Origin of the sequence: Cellulophaga baltica 18 (assembly GCF_000468615.2) — a bacterium.
Classification (GTDB): Bacteria; Bacteroidota; Bacteroidia; order Flavobacteriales; family Flavobacteriaceae; genus Cellulophaga; species Cellulophaga baltica.
This window is the reverse complement of record NZ_CP009976.1, coordinates 3,492,238-3,513,286: the sequence shown is the minus strand read 5'-3', so window position 1 is coordinate 3,513,286 and position 21,049 is coordinate 3,492,238. Positions and strand designations below refer to the sequence as shown.

Genomic DNA, 21,049 nt, shown 5'->3' with positions numbered 1-21,049 from the left:
AAGCTTTAGAGTATAAAAAATATACTCGTTGAATGTTATCGTAAAAAGTCGAAATCATTATTGTTGGCAATAATTGGATTTTAATCTATTGGATAAGGCTAATTTTTTAATGGTCTTATATATTTTATTTAGGCAAAATACCTGTTGAACATCGTAATTCTTACTACAAGTGAAGTGCATACATGGGATACTTTTTTAAATTTGTAATTGCTCTTTTTAGGAGCAAAAAATTCAAAGTTTATTTAAGAAATGAAAAAGACATTATTTGACAAAGTATGGGATTCGCATGTAGTAAAACATGTAGAAGACGGACCAGATGTATTGTTTATAGACCGCCATTTAGTGCATGAAGTTACTAGTCCTGTAGCATTTTTAGGACTTAAAAATAGAGGTATTCGTGTACTTCATCCAGAGCGTACATTTGCAACGGCAGATCATAACACACCAACAATTAACCAACATTTACCGGTAGCAGATCCGCTTTCAGCGAATCAATTAAAAGCTTTAGAAGAGAATGCTAAAGAATATGGTATCTCTCATTGGGGACTTGGACATAAAAAAAATGGAATTGTTCACGTAGTGGGACCCGAGTATGGAATTACGCAACCAGGAGCAACTATTGTATGTGGAGATTCTCATACTTCTACCCATGGTGCCTTTGGTGCTATCGCTTTTGGTATAGGTACTTCTGAAGTAGAAATGGTATTGGCAACGCAGTGTATTATGCAGCCAAAACCTAAGAAAATGCGAATTAATGTAAAAGGGAGTTTAAATTTTGGAGTGACACCTAAAGATGTTGCTTTATATATTATTTCTAAATTAACTACTTCTGGAGCTACTGGGTACTTTGTAGAATATGCAGGTGATGTTTTTGAAAATATGACGATGGAAGGTCGTATGACCGTGTGTAACCTAAGTATAGAAATGGGTGCTCGTGGTGGTATGATTGCTCCTGATGAAAAAACATTTGATTATATAAAAGGACGTGAATTTACACCTACAGGTGCTGCTTGGGATAAAGCAATGGCCTATTGGGAAACCTTACATACAGATCCTGATGCAGAATTTGATAAAGAATTGAGTTTCGATGCTTCTGATATTGAACCAATGATTACGTATGGAACCAATCCAGGAATGGGGATGGGTATTTCTAAAAGTATTCCTAAAGCAGAGCAAGTTGAGGGTGGCGTAAGTACCTACAAAAAATCTCTAGGGTATATGTCTTTTAATGAAGGGGACGATATGATTGGTAAGCCTATCGATTTTGTATTTATTGGAAGTTGTACCAACGGGCGTATCGAAGATTTTAGAGCCTTTGCTTCTATTATTAAAGGACGTCAAAAAGCTCCTAATGTTACGGCTTGGTTAGTACCTGGTTCACATCAAGTAGAAGCAGCTATTAAAGAAGAAGGTCTGTTAGCTATTATTCACGAAGCTGGTTTTGAGCTAAGAGAACCTGGTTGTTCTGCTTGTTTGGCTATGAATGATGATAAAGTACCTGCTGGTAAATTGGCGGTAAGTACATCAAACAGAAACTTTGAAGGCCGTCAAGGTCCAGGATCAAGAACCTTATTAGCTTCTCCTCTTGTGGCGGCAGCCGCTGCAGTAACCGGAAAAGTTACGGATCCACGTGAATTAATGGAAAAATTAGTTGCTAGTTCTTAGTTATTGCTTGTTATTTTTTAAGTAAAAATAATAGTACCATTAACCATTAACCAGCAACGAACAACAAAATAATACAAAATGGCATACGATAAATTTGAAATACTAACAAGTACTGCAGTTCCTTTACCAATAGAGAATGTAGATACAGATCAAATAATACCAGCGCGTTTCTTAAAAGCCACAGAGCGTAAAGGGTTTGGCGATAATCTTTTTAGAGATTGGCGCTATAATAATGATAATTCTCCTAAGACAGATTTTGTGCTGAATGATAGTACCTATTCAGGAAAAATATTAGTTGGCGGTCGTAACTTTGGTTCAGGATCATCAAGAGAACATGCTGCATGGGCGGTATATGATTATGGCTTCCGTTGTGTAATTTCTAGCTTTTTTGCAGACATCTTTAAAGGAAACTGTTTAAATATTGGGGTATTACCGGTACAAGTAAGTGCTGATTTCTCTAATAAGCTTTTTTCTGAAATTGAAAAAGATCCTAAAACAGTTATTGAAGTAAACTTGCAAGAGCAAACTGTTACTCTTTTAGCTACTGGTGAGAAAGAATCTTTTGACATCAATGGTTATAAAAAAGACAATATGCTTAACGGTTTTGATGATATAGACTACCTAGTGAATGTCAAAAGCGATATAGTAGAATTTGCAAAAAACACTCCTTTATAAGAACCGCTATTTCTTTAATGAAGTAAAAAGATTCGCAGCAGCGTTTACTCGATAATGAAAAAAAGAAAGATTGAAATAATGGATACCACACTCCGCGATGGTGAACAAACCTCGGGAGTGTCGTTTTCTGTTTCAGAAAAATTAACTTTAGCAAAATTACTACTAGAAGAACTAAAAGTAGACCGCATAGAAGTGGCGTCCGCTCGCGTTTCTGACGGAGAATTACTTGCCGTAAAACAGATTACTAGTTGGGCTAGTGAAAAAGATTTAATTCAGAAAGTTGAAGTTCTGTCATTTGTAGATCAAGGAGTTTCAATAGATTGGATGGTAGAAGCTGGAGCAAAGGTTCAAAACTTACTAACCAAAGGTTCTTTAAACCACCTAACACATCAACTTAAAAAAACTCCCGATACCCATTTTAAAGAAATTGCATCAGTAATAGCTTTAGCAAAAAGTAAAGGAATAGAAACAAACGTCTACCTTGAAGATTGGAGTAATGGCATGCGCAATTCTAAAGCATATGTATTTCAGTTTTTAGATTTCTTAGCCACACAACCTATTAAACGCATTCTGTTACCAGATACTTTAGGTGTACTTACGCATAACGAAACTTTCGATTTTGTAAAAGAAATAGTGGATACGTACCCTAAGTTACATTTTGATTTTCATGGGCATAATGACTATGACTTAAGTGTAGCAAATGTTATGGAAGCTTTAAGAGCTGGTTGTCACGGCTTACATTTAACCGTTAATGGTATGGGAGAACGAGCAGGAAATGCTCCTCTTGCCAGTGTTGTAGCTGTTATAAATGATTTTATGCCAGAGTTGGAAACTGGTGTCAAGGAGTCTTCTTTATTTAAAGTGAGTAAGCTTGTTTCTGCATTTACAGGTTTTGGAATTCCTGCTAATAAGCCCATAGTAGGTGCAAATGTTTTTACACAAACAGCAGGCATTCACGCAGATGGCGATAGCAAGAACAACCTTTACTTTAATGATTTATTACCGGAACGTTTTGGCCGTAAACGCCAATATGCCTTAGGGAAAACTTCGGGGAAAGCAAATATCCAAAAGAATTTACAAGAACTAGGACTTACTTTAAACAATGATGAATTAAAGAAAGTTACCCAACGGATCATTGAGTTAGGCGATAAAAAAGAACGCGTAACTAAAGATGATTTACCTTATATTATTTCGGATGTTCTAGATAGTGATGGGTATCAGAGCAAAGCAAAGATCACCTCGTACTTATTATCACATGCAAAAGGATTACAACCTTCTGCAGCCGTATCCGTAGAGATAGAAGGTGAACTGTATGAGGAGCATGCGCAAGGCGATGGACAATTTGACGCCTTTATGAATGCACTAAAGCGTGTGTATAGCACTATGAAGATAGAATTACCTAAACTAATAGATTACGCCGTAAGGATACCTCCTGGCAGTAATTCTGATGCTTTATGTGAAACTATTATCACCTGGGATAACCAAGGAAAAGAATATATTACACGTGGACTAGATTCTGATCAAACTGTATCAGCAATTAAAGCCACAGAAAAAATGTTGAATATTATTTAACGTGAGCAATCACGAAGTTGTTAGCTAGTATAGCTGCATTACTGTAGCACTATAGCCACAACAGATTTTAAACTAATGTAAATTAATTATAGCTTAAGTTTTATAGCTTAAGTTCAAAGTCAAAGTACTATTATGAAATTAAATATTGCCTTATTAGCCGGCGACGGAATTGGTCCTGAAGTTATAGATCAAGCAGTAAAAGTATCAGATGCTATTGCAAAAAAATACGGTCATGATTTAAGTTGGACACCAGCTTTAACGGGTGCTGCTGCCATTGATGATTGTGGAGAGCCTTACCCAGACAGCACACATGATGTTTGTGTAGCTGCAGATGCCGTACTTTTTGGAGCTATTGGTCACCCTAGATTTGATAACGACCCATCTGCTAAAGTAAGACCAGAACAAGGTTTACTTAAAATGCGTCAGAAATTAGGTTTATTTGCTAATGTAAGACCAACATTTACTTTCCCATCTTTAATAGATAAGTCTCCTTTAAAAAGAGAGCGTATTGAAGGTACAGATTTAATTATTCTACGGGAGCTTACTGGTGGAATTTATTTTGGAGAAAGAGGACGTAAAGATAATGGCGATACCGCTTTTGACACCTGTACCTATACACGTGCTGAAATTACAAGATTAGCAAAAAAAGGTTTTGAATTAGCGATGACTCGTGGTAAAAAATTATGCTGTGTAGATAAAGCTAATGTATTAGAATCTTCAAGACTTTGGAGAGAAACAGTACAAGCCATGGAAAAAGATTATCCTGAAGTTACCGTGTCTTATGAATTTGTAGATGCAGTTGCCATGCGTTTAGTGCAATGGCCAAATTCTTACGATGTCATGATTACTGAAAACTTATTCGGAGATATTCTTACAGATGAAGCTTCTGTAATCTCAGGTTCTATGGGCTTAATGCCATCTGCATCTGTGGGTGAGAAAGCTAGATTGTACGAACCTATTCATGGTTCTTATCCGCAAGCAGCTGGTAAAGATATTGCAAACCCATTGGCAACAGTGCTATCTGCCGCTATGATGTTTGAAGATTTTGGATTAACAGAAGAAGCTAAAGATATTAGAGATGTTGTAAACAAATCTCTAGCCGAAGGTATTGTTACTGAAGATTTATCTGAAGGAGCAAAAGCGTATAAAACTAGTGAAGTGGGTGATTGGTTAGCTAAAAACATTTAACACCACCACCTCTTTTAATTAAAAAAGCCTCTGAAATTTAATTTCAGAGGCTTTTTTCTTATACGAACTTAATGAACAACATTTATGCGTTTACAGCATACATTTTAGCTCTTTGTTCTTTAATATTTTTATCAGACATGTAGTCATCAAAAGATAAATAACGATCAATAGCTCCACTAGGTGTCAATTCTATAATTCTATTTGCTACCGTTTGTGCAAACTCATGATCATGAGTAGTAAATAAGATAGTTCCCTTAAAATTCTTTAAAGAATTATTAAATGCGGTAATACTTTCAAGATCCAAGTGGTTTGTAGGTTCATCTAACATTAGTACGTTAGCACGAATCATCATCATTCTACTTAACATACAACGAACTTTTTCTCCCCCAGATAATACGGAACATTTTTTTAAGGCTTCTTCACCACTAAACAACATTTTACCTAAGAATCCACGAACATAAACCTCTTCTCGCTCTTCTTCCGTAGTGGCATACTGTCTCAACCAATCAACCAAACTATCATCACTTTCAAAGAAAGAATGGTTATCTGCTGGTAAGTAAGACTGGTTTGTAGTTATCCCCCATTGAAATTCGCCACTAGTTGCAGTTCTATTTCCGTTGATAATTTCATAAAAAGCAGTAGTTGCTCTAGAATCTTTAGAGAATACGGCTACTTTATCTCCTTTTGCAAGGTTAATATTTACGTCTTTAAATAATAAATCGCCATCATCAGAAGTTGCAGAAAGCTTTTCTACATTTAAAATCTGATCTCCTGCTTCTCGTTCTCTTTCAAAAATAATCGCTGGATACCTTCTACTTGAAGGTTTAATATCATCAATCTTTAATTTAGAAAGCATTTTTTTACGAGAAGTGGCTTGTTTACTTTTCGCAACGTTTGCACTAAAACGCATGATAAATTCTTGTAATTCTTTAGCTTTCTCTTCAGACTTTTTATTTTGTTGTGCACGTTGTCTTGCCGCTAACTGGCTACTTTCATACCAGAACGTATAGTTACCAGAGTATAGATTTAATTTCCCAAAATCTATATCTGCAATATGCGTACAGACAGAATCTAAGAAGTGACGGTCATGCGAAACTACGATTACCGTATTTTCATAATTTGCTAAGAAATGCTCTAACCAACTAATTGTTTCATAATCCAAGTCGTTGGTAGGCTCATCCATGATCAACACATCAGGATTTCCAAAAAGTGCTTGTGCCAATAATACCCTAACTTTTAATTTAGAATCCATATCACCCATTGTGGTGTAATGTAATTCCTCATTAATACCTAGGTTAGATAATAATGCGGCTGCATCACTATCTGCGTTCCAGCCATTCATTTCTTCAAATTGTACCTGAAGCTCCCCTATTCTATCAGCATTTTTATCATCATAATCCGCATACAATGCATCCATTTCTGTTTTAATAGCCGCTAATGGTTTATTACCCATTACAACAGTTTCTAAAACAGTGATGGCATCATAAGCATTATGGTTCTGCTCTAGAATAGACATACGCTTGGTAGGTTCTAAAGAAACATGACCAGAAGTTGGGTCTATTTGACCAGCAATAATTCTTAATAATGTAGATTTCCCTGCGCCATTAGCACCAATAACACCATAACAGTTCCCTTGCGTGAATGAAACATTCACATCGTCAAAAAGAACTCTTTTTCCAAATTGTACCGATAAATTGGATACAGATAACATATACAGTAGTTTAAAATTTGTGCAAAAATAGATAAAATTTACCCTTAAAACTAGCATTCGGAGCTATGAAATATTGAAGAGATAGAGCTAAATATTAATTTTAACGGTGCATTAACAGCATATACTTATTCTCTTTATTAAATTCGCTTCCCTAAGAATTCTTATTATATATGTATAAATATTCTTTTTGTCTCTTATTACTGACTTTAACAGCTTGTTTTTCAGATGATAAAGACTCCCCTACCATTTTTGCAGGAGAAATTATTAATCCTACAAGTCAAACAGTAATCTTATATAAAGATGATGTCGTCATAGATTCTGCTCAACTAGACATGCATAATAGGTTCACAATTAAGTTAAAGAATCTTGAAGAAGGTTTATATAACTTTAGACATGCGCCTCAATACCAATATGTATATCTATCCAAAGGTGATAGTCTACTAGTCCGTTTAAATACCATTTACTTTGATGAGTCTTTAGTTTTTTCTGGAAAGGGAGAAGAGATTAATAATTTCTTGATTGAGGTATTTCTAAATTCTGAAGAGGAAGAAACAGCTGTGAATTCTTATTTTAATTTAGACCCTGAGGTATTTTCTTTTAAAATTGATTCGTTACGAGAAACAAAATTAGCATTGCTATCTGAATTACAAAAAGAAGCTGAGCTAACGCCCAAATCTATAGAAATGGCAAAAGCCAGTATTGACTATAGTGCTTATATCAATAAAGAAAAATACCCCTTCAAACATTTAAAAAAGAATAGAGATAATCTAATAACAGACATCTCAGAAGAGTTTTATGATTATCGCGATGAGCTAAATTTTGATAATAAGGACTTAACATTCTTTACTCCGTATTATGATTATATGAAGCGTCATTTTGATAATGTAGCCTTCACCCATTGTGCTGTAGATTGTTCTAATGGAGGAAGAGTGATTAATAATCAACTTCACTTTAATCAACACAAACTAAAGCTGATAGACAGTGTTGTTAAAGAAAAGAAGTTGAGAGACAATCTATTTAGAAATGTTGCGATGACCTACTTCTTAAAAGTTCATGACAACGTAGAAAACAACAAAGTATTCTTAGAAGATTTCCATAAACTTTCTAATAACAATGGCCATATAGCAGAAATACACGGACTTTATGAAAGTGTATTAAAAATGCAGCCTACACATGAGCTACCCGCTGTAACTGTGATAGATAGTTCTGGTCAGTTGGTTTCTATAACGGATCTAGCTTCGGGTAAAGATGATGTCATCTTTTATTTCTGGACCGATAGGAATACAAGACACTTTGGAAATATAACCAAGCAAGTGGCGAAGTTAAAAGTATTACATCCTGACACCAAATTTATAGGAATTAGCCTCAGTAAAATGGATGAGAATTGGAGAAAAATGATTGATTCATCAGACATAGGATACGATAATCAATATAGAGCGGAAGACGATAATACGTTAAGAAACACACTTATTATAGACGGACTCAACAAAGCTATATTAGTGAAAGACGGTTTAATTGTCGATGCTTATAAAGATATGTACGCACTATAATAGCACTAAGGTAAGGATGCGGTCCTAATTAGTGATTAATTACACTCAAGTAAATGAGCGTAATTCTAGAGATTAGATACACCGAATACAAACAAGAAAGCCGCTAAACAATGTTTAGCGGCTTTCTTTATAATAAGAGAATCTAATTTATGAACTAGTTTCCTTTTTTGTAATCTTCTAAGAATTTAGCAAGACCTATATCTGTAAGTGGGTGCTTTAATAAACCTTCAATAGAAGATAAACCACCTGTCATAACATCTGCACCTAATTTAGCACAATCAATAACATGCATTGTATGTCTTACAGAAGCAGCTAATATTTGAGTTTCAAAACCATAGTTATCATAAATCGAACGAATTTCTGCAATAAGGTTTAAACCATCTGTTGAAATATCATCTAAACGACCAATGAACGGAGAAACGTAAGTTGCACCCGCTTTAGCAGCTAATAAAGCCTGCCCAGCAGAGAAAACTAAGGTTACGTTTGTTCGGATGCCTTTATCGCTAAAGTACTTACAAGCCTTAACACCATCTTTAATCATTGGTAATTTAACAACGATTTGTTCGTGTAAACTAGCAAGTTCTTCACCTTCCTTGATCATTCCTTCGAAATCCGTAGAAATTACCTCTGCAGAAACATCTCCGTCAACAATATTGCAAATGTCTACATAATGTTTTAAAATATTGTCTCTACCTGTAATTCCTTCTTTTGCCATTAAAGATGGGTTTGTGGTAACACCATCTAAAACACCTAATTCTTGAGCTTCTTTAATTTGAGCAAGATTTGCTGTATCTATAAAAAATTTCATGCTTCTATTTTTAGTATTATTAATTGAAAATCTATGAGTTACAAAGCTACAATTTATAATGGTTTAAGAGTAATTTCTCGTACACTTTATCTGGAAGAATCTTTTTTAATAAAAGAGAGAATTTCTGCATAAAGTCGCCCACCTTATAATGAACTTTGGGTTTGGGAGTTTTAATGATCTTAAAAACTTTGTGTGCCACTTGAATAGGGTCTCCTCCACTATCTACATCATTATTAATAGCTTCTAATGTAGCTCCATACGGTTTTTGATAGGCCGAATTAGTTAGTACTGGAGAATGATACCTACCAGAAGCAATATTTGTGGCAAAATCTCCTGGAGCTAAATTTGTGATGTGTACACCAAAATCTTTAGTTTCCATTCGCATGGCTTCCGTTACTAGTTCCAATGCCCCTTTAGAAGCAGAATAAATGCCACGATACGGCAATCCCATATATCCAGCAATGGAGGTTATGTTAATAATAAGTCCAGCTTTTTGAAGACGCATCTGTGGCAATACAGCTTTCATCATACGAATAGGACCATGAAAATTGGTGTCAAATGCTTTTGAAATTTCAACGTCTGGCGTTTCCTCTATGGGTCCAGTAATACCAACTCCTGCATTGTTTACCAATACATCAATCTTTCCTTCGCATTTTAGTAATTCTGTTATTGCAAGAGCAATAGTATCTTCTTTTTTTACATCTAATTCTAACAAATTAAAAGCATCAAAGTTAGGATACTTAGCCTTGCTCCTTGTAGTACCATAAACTATAAAACCTTTAGATTTTAAAAAAATACCAATAGATTTTCCAATACCAGATGAACCACCAGTAATTAAAACAACTTTTTGTTCCATAAAAAATTTTAATGGATACAAAGAAACGAATAATAATAAGGAGAAAAAAAGGAGGGGAATAAATTGAAGAAATAAAAAATGGCAAGCTACCTACGTCGCACCGCTACAACCACATACCCTTGCTGCGTTCCCACCCTGGGGGATTCTGCAGGAGCTGGTCGCGTAGGACTTGCCGCTGCAAATATACAATGTTTTAATTTTTTCACAATCATTTTACTTTCTAATTTTAAATAAATACCTTGCCTACAAATAGAATTTATGCTATCTAATTGAAAGCCAAATTCTTGAATATTTAATTTTTAGCAGATCGCTTTAAAAAAATTTAAAAATTACGAAATGAAATCTATTTTTTCGATTACTTCACTCCTATTAATCATCTTTTTAAATGCTTGCGGAAGCAGTAATGCTGTTCCTGCGGATTTATTTGAAATAGAATTAACAGGCAATAAAACAGAATTTCAGCAAAATGCATCCGTTGGAATTGCGGTGAAAAATAAAAAAGGACTTGAAATTGAAAACATATCATATACTATTAACGATAAACCGTTAAAGGTCGAGAATAATCGTATTCTTTTAGATATGCCACATCTGGGAGAGAAAACAATTAAAGCTACCATAGTCTATGAAGGTACAACAGGGGAAATAGAAAAGAATATTAAACTTTTAGCAGAAAAAGGCCCTGAAGTTTATACCTATGAGATTATTAATGAATTTCCTCATGATCCAAAAGCGTTTACACAAGGCTTAGAATTTTATAAAGATACTCTTTATGAAAGCACAGGAAGAAAAGGACAATCATACTTAAGAAAAATTGATTTTATAACTGGCAAAGTGTTTAAGCAAATAGACTTGGATGCACAATATTTTGGAGAAGGACTTACCATCCTTAATGATAAAATTTATATGCTTACCTGGCAAAGTGGTTTAGGCTTTATCTATGATGTCAATACTCTGGAGAAGATAGATAGTTTTCAATATGGAGCAAGTAAAGAAGGCTGGGGGTTAACAAACGATGGGAAAAAATTATACAAGAGTGATGGTAGTGAAAAAATATGGCTACTTAATCCTGAGACCCTAGTAGAAGAAGATCATATAGAAACAGTCACCAACAAATCTATTTTTAATAAAACAAATGAGTTAGAATATGTAGACGGACTCATTTATGCCAATGTATGGCAAAAAGAAAGTATGATGATTATTGATGCTGTTAGTGGTGCAATTATTGGAGTAATTAATTTTGGTGGATTAAAAGATAAAGTAACGAAACATCCGGATTTAGATGTTTTAAACGGAGTGGCTTATCATACCAAAAGAGGTACATTTTTTGTCACGGGAAAAAATTGGGATAAATTATTTGAAGTAAAAATAATTAAAAAATAATGCCAAAATCTTTTCACAAAACCATACAGGTTACCCAAGATGATTTGGATGACTTAAACCACGTAAACAATGTGCGTTATGTACAATGGATTCAAGATATTGCCAAGGAACACTGGCGAGAAAAAGCCCCTAAAGAACTCTTAGAACAAAGTATTTGGGTGGTAAAAAGTCATTTTATAGAATACAAAAGAGCCGCTGTATTGGATGATATTATTGACATAAAAACCTATATAAAAGAATCAAAAGGAGCACTTTCTATCCGAATGGTAGAAATGCACGACCAGAAGACAAAACAACTGCTTTTAAAATCTAAAACAGAATGGGTGTTGCTAGATTCTCAAAGCAATAGACCAATTAGGGTTTCAGATGATATTATTGCCATTTTTAAGTAAATTACAGCAATGAAAGCGAATCAACTCAAACCCTTATGTTTTTTTATACTCTTCGCTTTTGTGTGGTTAGGGAGTTCTTGTCGAAAAGATTTTGACTATGAAGATAGTACTGGTAATTTATCATTTTCTAAGGATACTATTTTTCTAGATACCGTTTTTACCAACATAGGCAGTAGTACCTATGCCTTAAAAGTGTATAACACTAGCGCCAAAGATCTACAAATACCCTCCATCACCTTAGAAAATGGAATAGAGAGCTTCTATAGGATTAATGTAGACGGACAAGCAGGAACTACGTTTCTAAACACTCCTCTATTAGCAAAGGATAGTTTATATATTTTTATAGAAACCACCGTTGATATTTCTACCACGAATCAAAAAGAGTTTTTATACCTAGATGCGATACGTTTTGATACAGGTATACATGAACAAAAGATACCTTTAGTCACGCTTGTTAAAGATGCTATTTTTTTATTTCCATCTGATTTGAATCAGAATACTTTAAAATTAGGCACTACGGATAATGGTGAAGAAATAGAAGTCACAGGTTTTGAACTTAGCGACGATCAATTAAATTTTAATAACGAAAAGGCCTATGTAATCTATGGATATGCAACCGTACCTAAAAATAAAACACTAAACATAGCCGCTGGTACTCGAGTATATTTTCATGAGAATTCTGGGCTCTACATGCAGGAAAGTAGTAATGTAATCATTCAGGGACAAAAAAGTAGTGATGCGATAGCCTTAGAAAATGAAGTTATTTTTGAAGGCGACCGATTAGAACCAGCCTATGCAAATACCTCTGGGCAATGGGGAACTGTTTGGTTTGATGAAAATAGTGTTGCAAATAAATTAAATTATTTGACCATTAAAAATGCAAGCATTGGTTTAGCTGTCAATGGAAATACAAGCACTGTAACCGAAAACTTAAGCTTAAAAAATACTCAGATATACAATAGCGCATCGGTAAATTTATGGGTCAAAGGCGCTTCTATATCTGCAGAAAATTTGGTGGTAGCCAATGCTGGTGGTTCGTCTGTAAACCTTAAAGGCGGTAGCGCTATCAGTTTCATTCATAGCACGATAGCCAATTACTGGACCAGTGGTAGCAGAACAGGCCCTGCACTACAAATTACAAATGATACCGACCAAAAAACAACGGCTACTTTTGGAAACTGTATCATTACAGGAAATAGTACCACAGAATTATTGATCGCCAATTTGGATATGAATACGGATGCATTAGGAATTCAATTTACCAATTCTATGGTAACCATCAATGCTGAAAATTTCGCAGGAAATCCATGGTATGATTTTCAAAATGAAGCGCTTTATAAAAATATCATTTTAAATGAAGAGGCCGCCTTTGTAGATCCTATCAAAAACATATTCGCATTAACAGCTACTTCTTTTGCTTTAGATAAAGGAGATGTGATGCTTGCAACTCAAGCGCCACTAGATATCAATGAAGTAGATAGGACCACCTTACCAAGCCTCGGTGCCTACCAATACATTCCTGAATAGGTCATAAATAGCTAGCTAAAAAGAGTTATTTAATAGCATTTTCGAATGAAAACCCTTGAAAGTCAAAGGTTTTCATGCAGTCTATTGTTATGAACATATGGTAATTTGCAAGCTAATTTATTATCTTATGGAATACAGCTATGCCATTATAAATTCTGATAGTACCTTTAGCCATACCCTCAGAACGCAATTAGCCAACTTCAAAGAGTTTAATTGTGCTGGTGTTGCAGAGCATTCTTCTGAAGGCTTAAACATCATTTTAAAAGAATCTCCCGAAATTATATTTATCAACCTAAATCAGAATGCAGAAACCTGTTTTATGATGGTGTTAGAATTACACCAATATCTAAAACATCTTCCCGTGATTATTGGTATATCAAAAAGCAAAGAATATGCTTATGATGCTATTAAAAATGGCTTCTTTGACTACTGGCTACAACCGTTAAATGAATTTGATATTCGTAAATCTGTTTTAAAATTACAGAAGAGAGATTTTAGCTCGCAATGTACCAATACTACCTTATGTTTAAAATCTTATAAAGATTATCGGTATATAAGTACCAATGAAATTCTGTACCTAAAAGCAGACAACAACACTACCGACGTTTTTATGAAAGATGGTTCTATCATCAGCGCTTTTAAAACCCTAAAAACGTTTGAAGATAGATTACCTGCTAGCTTTATGAGAATCCACCAAAGTTATATTCTTAATACGACGTACATTTCTAGAATTAATTACGGTAAATCTACCTGCACCATAAAGAACAACAGTACCACACTCCCCTTCTCTAAATCTTACAAATCAAATATAGATGAAGTCAAGAAAATACTAACCAAAAGTACTATTACCACGTTTAATTAAGTAAATTCTTACAAAAATAAGATAGATACTCACAGATATTAGGGAAATACACCAAGAAATGATACTGTTCTATAAACAGTACTACCGCGCTATACTTTTGATTTCAAATTAAGTAACCAATTTAAATCAAAGATATTATGAAAAAGTTAGTAGCAGTATTCGCAGTAGTAGTTTTAAGTTTAGGAATGTTCTCTTGTACTTCTGAGGCCAGTCAAGATGAAGATCAATTATATGTAAATTCACCAGTTGCATGTGATGATTGTGGAGAAGTAGTAACAAAAGGTAATTAAGCAGCGATTATAAACATAATAGAAGCTTTAAATAAATTTTTATTTAAAGCTTTTTTTTATCTTGTCAATTCAATTTTTTTAATGCGAACAGGCAAGATTACATACCTATATATTTCTATTTGCACACTTGCAGCGCTGCTTCTTTTTTCTTGCGGTGAAAATGATAATTCTTCGCAAGAAAGCAGTAGTCCTAAAGTTGTTCAAGATTCTTTATCGATCCTCGTTAACCGTAGCTCAGATCCAAATCTCAATATTGAGGAAAGAAAGCAAATAGTCCAAGAAGCTTTAGATAAAGTTAATTTACTACCAACAGATTCCATCAAGTTAAAACATTTAGCTATACTATCTTTTAATTCCGTACAGTTAAAAGACTCCGTATTTTTTAGAACAATTAACAAAGAAACAATTTCATTAGCACAAAAGGAAAAAGATTCTGTGGCCATGGCAGAAGCCTACTGGGATTTGGGTATATTTTTAGATAACACTAAATTAATAGATAGTACCTACTATTATTACAATGAAGCATTAGCTATATATTCAAAACAGAATAATCAAAAGAAAATGGCTTTTCTTTATAATTCGATTAGCACTATTCAACGAAAATTAGGAGACTATGCCGGTGCTGAGCAAACGACCGTAAAAGCTTTAGAAATTTTTAAAGAATCTAAGAATTATTTTGGGATGTCTAATAGTTATAATAGTTTAGGATCTATAACACACTCCTTAGGTGATATAGAAAAAGCCATTCAGTACTATAAAATAGCCAGTAGTTATTTAGATTCCTTACCCACTGATAAATCCTATAATCAAATTTTTATTACCAATAATATTGGGGTCTCTAATATGTTGTTAAACCAGTATAGAGAAGCAGAAAATAGTTTTGAAAAAGTAGTCAATTTTAAAAATTTAAGAACCATAAATCCTGAATTTTTAGCAAAAGCTATGGTGAATTTGGCCAATGCTAAAAAGAAACTATTTAGTACAGAGGATTTAGAACCACAGTACTTAGCAGCTATTGAAATCACTAAAGAATACGATAATACTTTTAGTGAAGCCACTTCTACAGGTCATTATGCACAATATCTGGCCTATATAAAAGATACAGTAAAAGCTGTGCAAGTGGCTAAAAAAGCTTTGGTATTATCTGAAAAAGCAGAAAATTTTGAGAGCTTACTTAGAACGCTAAATTTCTTAACATTAGTAGATAAAAAAAATGCATCAACCTACGCACAAGAATATTTTGTAGTTGATAAAAAGCTAAAAGAAGATGAACGAAAACTACGAGACAAATTTGCGCGGATTCGTTTTCAAACCGATGAATTTATTGAACGAAATGAACTTTTAGCGAAACAAAATGAATTATTGATCCGAGAAAAACGGCTATGGAGTGCACTAGCTGTTTTAGGTTTAATTGGCATCGCAGCCATATTGATTATTGTCATACAACGTATTAAAAATAACAATCTTCGTTTTAAGCAACAACAGCAAGAGAGTAATCTTGAAATATTTAATTTACTATTGTTGCAACAAAGCAAATTTGATGAAGGAAAAAAAATAGAACAAGAACGTATTTCTCAAGAATTGCATGACGGTTTTTTAAATAAAATTCTAGGAATACGCTTGGTATTGTTAGGCCTTAATAAGAGGCAAGATGAAAAATCTATAGCTCAGAGAGCAGAAGTCATCACAGAGTTAGCAGAGCTATCTGAAGAAATTAGAAGTATTTCTCATGAGCTAAATGAAGCCGCCTTTCAAAAAATGCAGAACTTTATTGAGGCTATTAAATCGTTGATAAAAACCTTTCAAACAGCCTCAGAGACACTTAAATATTCCTATAAATTTAATACAGATTTAGACTGGGATAGTCTTAATAGTACTTTAAAAATTAATCTATATAGAATTGTTCAAGAAAGTATTCAAAACTGTATCAAACATGCCGAAGCTAGTACTATTTTCGTTAATTTTGATGTAGAAGATAATTTTTTGACAGTAATCATTGAAGACAATGGTAAAGGTTTTGATAGTAAAAAATCTAAAAAAGGCATTGGATTCCGTAATATTTCTTCAAGATTAGAAAAAGTAAACGGTACATTACGTGTAGATAGTACTATTGGTAACGGAACAAAATTAATTATAAGAGTTCCGTACCTAAACGAGATTGATAAAATAGCATAGCTTAAAATAGTGATTAAATGAAGACCCTAAAAATCTTAGCTGTAGATGATCATCAAATGACGATGATTGGATACAAATATATACTTGAAGATGCAGAATTTGAAGATTTCACTGTAGCGATGGAAATGGCAACTACCTTTGAAGAAGGGAAACAGAAAATAGAACAATCTGTAGCCAATTCAGACCTCTTTGATTTAATTTTATTAGACATTCAACTATCGCCAGTAGTAGATGGTGTGCCAAGTACAGGGCAAGATTTAGGAGTAATTGCGCGTAACATTTCCCCTACTTCTAAAATTGTCTTTTTATCTTCTTTTAGTGATAATTATAGAATCAATAGCATTCTTAGAACTGTAAATCCAGAAGGCTATATGGTGAAAACTGAAATTAATGAAATAGTACTAAAAGAAATGGTAGAAACTGTTCTTACTTCTCCTCCTTATTATACTAAAAAAGCATTGATTGCTATTCGGAATAAAATGTCAACCAATATTCATTTAGATGATACGGACATTAAAATTCTATACTATTTATCTGTGGGAACGCGCACAAAAGATATGGGAGACTATGTACCCCTTTCTATTAGTGCCATTGAAAATAGAAAGCGGCAAATTAAAGAAATCTTTGGTGTGGAAAATGAAAATGATAATGCGTTAATCGCATCGGCTAAAGAAAAAGGATTTATTTAATTGAAAAGATTCTTAATTACCACTTCTTAAATCATTTATAATCAAAGTATTACAGACGAACAAACGAAAACCTTTGAAAGTCAAAGGTTTTCGTGCAGTCTAAACTTTAAATTATATACTAATTTTGATTGTAATTGTTTACAAAGAGAAGAATGTCATCTAAAAATAATAAACCTCGAAAAAAAATTGGAGCTTTCGAATCCGAGGATAATAAAATTCTTGGTTTGAATACCTTTTTATTGAAAATTGAAAAAGATTTCTTTTGTACTGTTTCTATCGTAAATGAAGATAGTTTTACAACAACGAATGATTTAGTCTTGGACGTCAATTTTAATTTTAATTTAAGTGAAGGTCTATCTATACTTGCCTTAGGTAAATTAGATGGTCATGACTTAATGCTTAAAAATGAAAAAGATTCTTTTTTTCAGAAAGCATTTCAAAAATTGAGAATAGCATCAAATAATTTGTTTGACATCAAAGAATTGAATTTAATTTTTAAGGACTCAACAGTAGTTGTTTATCGAATATTTGAAAATAGCATTGCCTTAGAATTGAATAAACTTATCGTGGAAATGCATAATAGCTATGTCTATTTCACTAAAGGTTTAACCCAATTACCGTACGAAATTCATGTGCCTTTATTAGAAAACAATAATTTTTACACTAAAAATGCGTTAGTTAATAACAGTACAATAGAAGAAAACCACAAAAACTACAATAGTTATTGGGGCTTATATTTTGATAGCAAAGTAGATAGTGATATTTATGACGCTCAAAAAAAAGAAATTATATATGGCAAATTAACCATGTTAGAGTAATACCTAGGGCTTAAGTCACATTGTAAAAGTATGCGCTGTAGCGTATTTGGACCAATAGATTTTCGGGGACTAGTGTTTTTTAGTTTGAAACCTAAAAGAAAAGCCATTGAATTAATTTTCAATGGCTTTTTGATTGTAGGTATATTACTTAATTAGCACGCATAGAAAAGTTCTCGCTTACTCATTAATGCATTTACTTTTGTTCTAACTGCCTCAATAACATCATCATTATCTGCATTCATTAAGACTTCATCAACAAATTCAACAATGGTAGACATATCATCTTCTTTCAACCCTCTTGTTGTAATGGCAGCCGTTCCAAAACGAATACCAGAAGTAATAAATGGTGACTTATCATCAAAAGGAACCATGTTTTTATTTGCTGTAATATCTGCTTTAACAAGAGTGTTTTCAGCATCTTTACCTGTAATATCTTTGTTTCTAAGGTCAATTAACATCATATGATTGTCCGTACCTCCAGAAATAATTTCGTATCCTTTTTTAACGAAAGCTTTTGCCATCGCATCAGCATTTTTCTTTACTTGTAAGATATATGTTAAATACTCATCAGTTAAAGCTTCACCAAAAGCAATTGCTTTAGCTGCAATAATATGCTCTAAGGGTCCGCCTTGATTACCTGGAAAAACTGCTAAATCTAATAAAGCAGACATTTTTCTAAGACTACCATTTTTCAATTTAATTCCGAAAGGATTGTCAAAATCTTTTCCCATTAATATTAATCCACCTCTTGGACCTCTTAATGTTTTATGCGTTGTAGTAGTCACAATATGACAATGAGGAATCGGGTCATTTAAAATACCTTTGGCAATTAAACCAGAAGGGTGAGATATATCTGCTAATAAAAGTGCACCAACACTATCAGCTATTACTCTAAAGCGTTCAAAATCTATATCTCTAGAATAAGCAGATGCACCAGCAATAATCATTTTTGGTTTTTCTTTTTCTGCTATTTCCTGAATTTTATCATAATTTAAAACTCCAGTTTCTTTATCAACACCATAAAATACAGGGTTGTATATTCTACCTGAGAAATTCACAGGAGAGCCATGTGTTAAATGCCCACCATGAGAAAGGTCAAATCCTAAAATAGTATCTCCAGGTTTTAAACAAGCATGGTATACAGAGGCATTAGCTTGTGAGCCCGAATGGGGCTGTACATTTGCATATTCTGCACCAAATAATTGCTTAGCTCTGTCAATCGCAATTTGTTCTACAACATCAACAACCTCACAACCGCCGTAATAACGTTTGCCTGGATAGCCTTCAGCATATTTATTCGTTAACACAGAACCTGCCGCTTCCATTACTTGAGCACTTACAAAGTTCTCAGAAGCAATAAGTTCTATTCCATTAATTTGGCGCTGTTTTTCTTCAGCAATTAGTTCAAAAATTTGATTGTCGCGTTGCATAATAAAATAAACTGTTAAATTGAGTTGCAAAAATACGAATTGACCGTCGTTAATTGGAAGAAAATAATATATTTGATTCCAGAACTTATTAAACACCAATTAACAATTTAGATATGCCTATAAAAACGAATGATCCTAATAAAAAAACATGGATTCCGGTACCAGCTAATTCTGACTTTCCGATTCAAAATATTCCTTTTGGTGTCTTTTTGACTAGAGATGACGTCATAACTATTGGTACTCGAATAGGGAACCATGCTATAGATTTAGGAGCGTTGCATCAATTAGGCTATTTTAAAGATATTCCGCTTACGGATGATATTTTTCTGCAAGACACGTTAAATGATTTCATTTCTGACGGCCAAAAAACATGGCGCTTGGTAAGAAATCGCATTTCGGAAATTTTTGACACGGATAATGCTTCCCTACGAGACAATGAAGAACATAAAAAAGTAGTTCTTTTCACTATGGAAGAGATTGAAATGCAGTTACCTGTACAGATTGGTGATTACACAGATTTCTACTCTAGTAAAGAACATGCTACCAATGTGGGTACCATGTTTAGAGATCCTAATAATGCCCTATTACCTAACTGGCTCCATATTCCAGTAGGTTATCATGGAAGAAGTTCTTCTATTGTTACTAGCGGTACTCCTGTTAGAAGACCTATGGGGCAAACTATGCCTGCAGGTGCGGAAACTCCAGTTTTTGGACCTTCTAAATTGGTAGACTTTGAATTAGAAATGGCTTTTATAACTACAGATGCGAATGTCTTAGGAGAACCTATTCCTGTAGATGAGGCAGAAGATTATATTTTTGGAATGGTGTTATTTAATGACTGGAGTGCTAGGGATATTCAAAAATGGGAATATGTACCATTAGGTCCGTTTTTAGCTAAAAACTTTGCCTCCTCCATCTCTCCATGGATTGTAACTATGGATGCATTGCAACCGTTTAAAGTAGAAAGCCCAGAACAAGAACCAAAGCCACTACCCTACTTACTCCAAGAAGAAGGAAACAAGAGCTATGATATTCACTTAGAAGTAGATATTTTACCAGAAAACAGTACTCCTACAACGGTAACCAAATCTAATTTTAAATACATGTACTGGACTATGTCCCAGCAGTTAGCACACCATACTATTAATGGTTGTAATGTGAATAGTGGTGACATGATGGGTAGTGGTACCATTTCTGGGCCAACGCCAGATTCTTATGGTTCTATGTTAGAATTAAGCTGGGGTGGTAAACAAGAAGTGAAATTAAATGATGGCGCTACCCGAAAATTTATTGAAGATAATGATACCGTAATCATCAAAGGATATTGTCTAAATGATAACATTCGAATTGGTTTTGGAGAAGTGTCTACAAAATTATTGCCAGTATATCAACCTAAAAAAAAGCAGTAATCATTTAGGCTTAATAGCATTTTTGTATACTAGAAGTGAATCGTTTTCGTTT

18 protein-coding genes and 1 other RNA gene are annotated in these 21,049 nt (G+C 33.8%); 14 read left to right on the top strand and 5 right to left on the bottom strand.

Annotated elements, in window-relative coordinates; genetic code table 11:
• Positions 1-249 precede the first annotated feature (249 nt).
• The 4 genes from leuC to leuB all read left to right on the top strand — a co-directional run bounded on the left by leuC (position 250) and on the right by leuB (position 5,100).
• Entirely contained in the window at positions 250-1,665 is a 1,416-nt protein-coding gene (gene leuC / locus M666_RS15060) for a 3-isopropylmalate dehydratase large subunit (protein ID WP_024480836.1), read from the top strand.
• A 78-nt stretch (positions 1,666-1,743) separates the two neighbouring features.
• Positions 1,744-2,340: a 3-isopropylmalate dehydratase small subunit gene (gene leuD / locus M666_RS15055; protein ID WP_024480835.1), complete on the top strand. Its 597-nt coding sequence runs from the start codon at positions 1,744-1,746 to the stop codon at positions 2,338-2,340.
• A gap of 54 nt (positions 2,341-2,394) precedes the next feature.
• Positions 2,395-3,912, top strand: coding sequence for a hydroxymethylglutaryl-CoA lyase-like TIM-barrel protein (locus M666_RS15050; protein ID WP_025615175.1), 1,518 nt, complete (start codon positions 2,395-2,397; stop codon positions 3,910-3,912).
• Between the two features lie 132 nt (positions 3,913-4,044).
• Positions 4,045-5,100, top strand: coding sequence for a 3-isopropylmalate dehydrogenase (gene leuB / locus M666_RS15045; protein ID WP_024480833.1), 1,056 nt, complete (start codon positions 4,045-4,047; stop codon positions 5,098-5,100).
• A gap of 82 nt (positions 5,101-5,182) precedes the next feature.
• Here leuB and M666_RS15040 read toward each other — a convergent pair whose 3' ends face one another.
• The gene (locus tag M666_RS15040) at positions 5,183-6,811 is read right to left on the bottom strand and encodes an ABC-F family ATP-binding cassette domain-containing protein (protein ID WP_024480832.1); all 1,629 of its coding nucleotides are present in this window, start codon (positions 6,809-6,811) and stop codon (positions 5,183-5,185) included.
• A gap of 170 nt (positions 6,812-6,981) precedes the next feature.
• On the opposite strand from M666_RS15040, the gene M666_RS15035 reads away from it, so the two are divergent.
• Positions 6,982-8,361, top strand: a complete 1,380-nt coding sequence (locus M666_RS15035) for a hypothetical protein (RefSeq protein WP_029446520.1) — start codon at positions 6,982-6,984, stop codon at positions 8,359-8,361.
• Positions 8,362-8,515: 154 nt separating this feature from the next.
• On the opposite strand, the gene fsa is transcribed toward M666_RS15035, so the two are convergent.
• The 3 genes from fsa to ffs all read right to left on the bottom strand — a co-directional run bounded on the left by fsa (position 8,516) and on the right by ffs (position 10,200).
• Positions 8,516-9,169, bottom strand: a complete 654-nt coding sequence (gene fsa / locus M666_RS15030; RefSeq protein ID WP_029446519.1) for a fructose-6-phosphate aldolase — start codon at positions 9,167-9,169, stop codon at positions 8,516-8,518.
• A gap of 46 nt (positions 9,170-9,215) precedes the next feature.
• Complete coding sequence (locus tag M666_RS15025; RefSeq protein ID WP_029446518.1) at positions 9,216-10,025, bottom strand: SDR family oxidoreductase; 810 nt, start codon at positions 10,023-10,025, stop codon at positions 9,216-9,218.
• 76 nt (positions 10,026-10,101) lie between these two features.
• An RNA gene (gene ffs, locus M666_RS20275) (signal recognition particle sRNA small type) lies at positions 10,102-10,200 on the bottom strand.
• A 161-nt stretch (positions 10,201-10,361) separates the two neighbouring features.
• Here ffs and M666_RS15020 point away from each other — a divergent pair.
• From M666_RS15020 to M666_RS14990, 8 genes are all read left to right on the top strand, one after another.
• Complete coding sequence (locus tag M666_RS15020) at positions 10,362-11,405, top strand: glutaminyl-peptide cyclotransferase (RefSeq protein ID WP_029446517.1); 1,044 nt, start codon at positions 10,362-10,364, stop codon at positions 11,403-11,405.
• Positions 11,405-11,797: an acyl-CoA thioesterase gene (locus M666_RS15015; protein ID WP_024480827.1), complete on the top strand. Its 393-nt coding sequence runs from the start codon at positions 11,405-11,407 to the stop codon at positions 11,795-11,797. Before M666_RS15020 ends, M666_RS15015 begins: the two co-directional genes overlap by 1 nt.
• A gap of 9 nt (positions 11,798-11,806) precedes the next feature.
• Complete coding sequence (locus M666_RS15010) at positions 11,807-13,324, top strand: polysaccharide lyase domain-containing protein (RefSeq protein ID WP_029446516.1); 1,518 nt, start codon at positions 11,807-11,809, stop codon at positions 13,322-13,324.
• 127 nt (positions 13,325-13,451) lie between these two features.
• Positions 13,452-14,186 (top strand): LytR/AlgR family response regulator transcription factor, encoded by a 735-nt coding sequence (locus M666_RS15005; RefSeq protein WP_024480825.1) that lies wholly within the window; start codon positions 13,452-13,454, stop codon positions 14,184-14,186.
• A gap of 137 nt (positions 14,187-14,323) precedes the next feature.
• Entirely contained in the window at positions 14,324-14,476 is a 153-nt protein-coding gene (locus tag M666_RS20510) for a hypothetical protein (RefSeq protein ID WP_155854719.1), read from the top strand.
• 81 nt (positions 14,477-14,557) lie between these two features.
• Entirely contained in the window at positions 14,558-16,651 is a 2,094-nt protein-coding gene (locus tag M666_RS15000; RefSeq protein WP_029446515.1) for a tetratricopeptide repeat-containing sensor histidine kinase, read from the top strand.
• Positions 16,652-16,668: 17 nt separating this feature from the next.
• Positions 16,669-17,340 (top strand): response regulator, encoded by a 672-nt coding sequence (locus M666_RS14995; protein ID WP_024480823.1) that lies wholly within the window; start codon positions 16,669-16,671, stop codon positions 17,338-17,340.
• Positions 17,341-17,492: 152 nt separating this feature from the next.
• A complete protein-coding gene (locus M666_RS14990) occupies positions 17,493-18,158 on the top strand; it encodes a hypothetical protein (RefSeq protein WP_029446514.1) in 666 nt (221 codons plus the stop codon).
• A gap of 152 nt (positions 18,159-18,310) precedes the next feature.
• Here M666_RS14990 and glyA read toward each other — a convergent pair whose 3' ends face one another.
• Positions 18,311-19,588: a serine hydroxymethyltransferase gene (gene glyA, locus M666_RS14985; RefSeq protein ID WP_024480821.1), complete on the bottom strand. Its 1,278-nt coding sequence runs from the start codon at positions 19,586-19,588 to the stop codon at positions 18,311-18,313.
• 113 nt (positions 19,589-19,701) lie between these two features.
• Between glyA and fahA the strand changes: the two genes are divergently transcribed.
• A complete protein-coding gene (gene fahA, locus M666_RS14980; protein WP_024480820.1) occupies positions 19,702-20,997 on the top strand; it encodes a fumarylacetoacetase in 1,296 nt (431 codons plus the stop codon).
• Positions 20,998-21,049 lie beyond the last annotated feature (52 nt).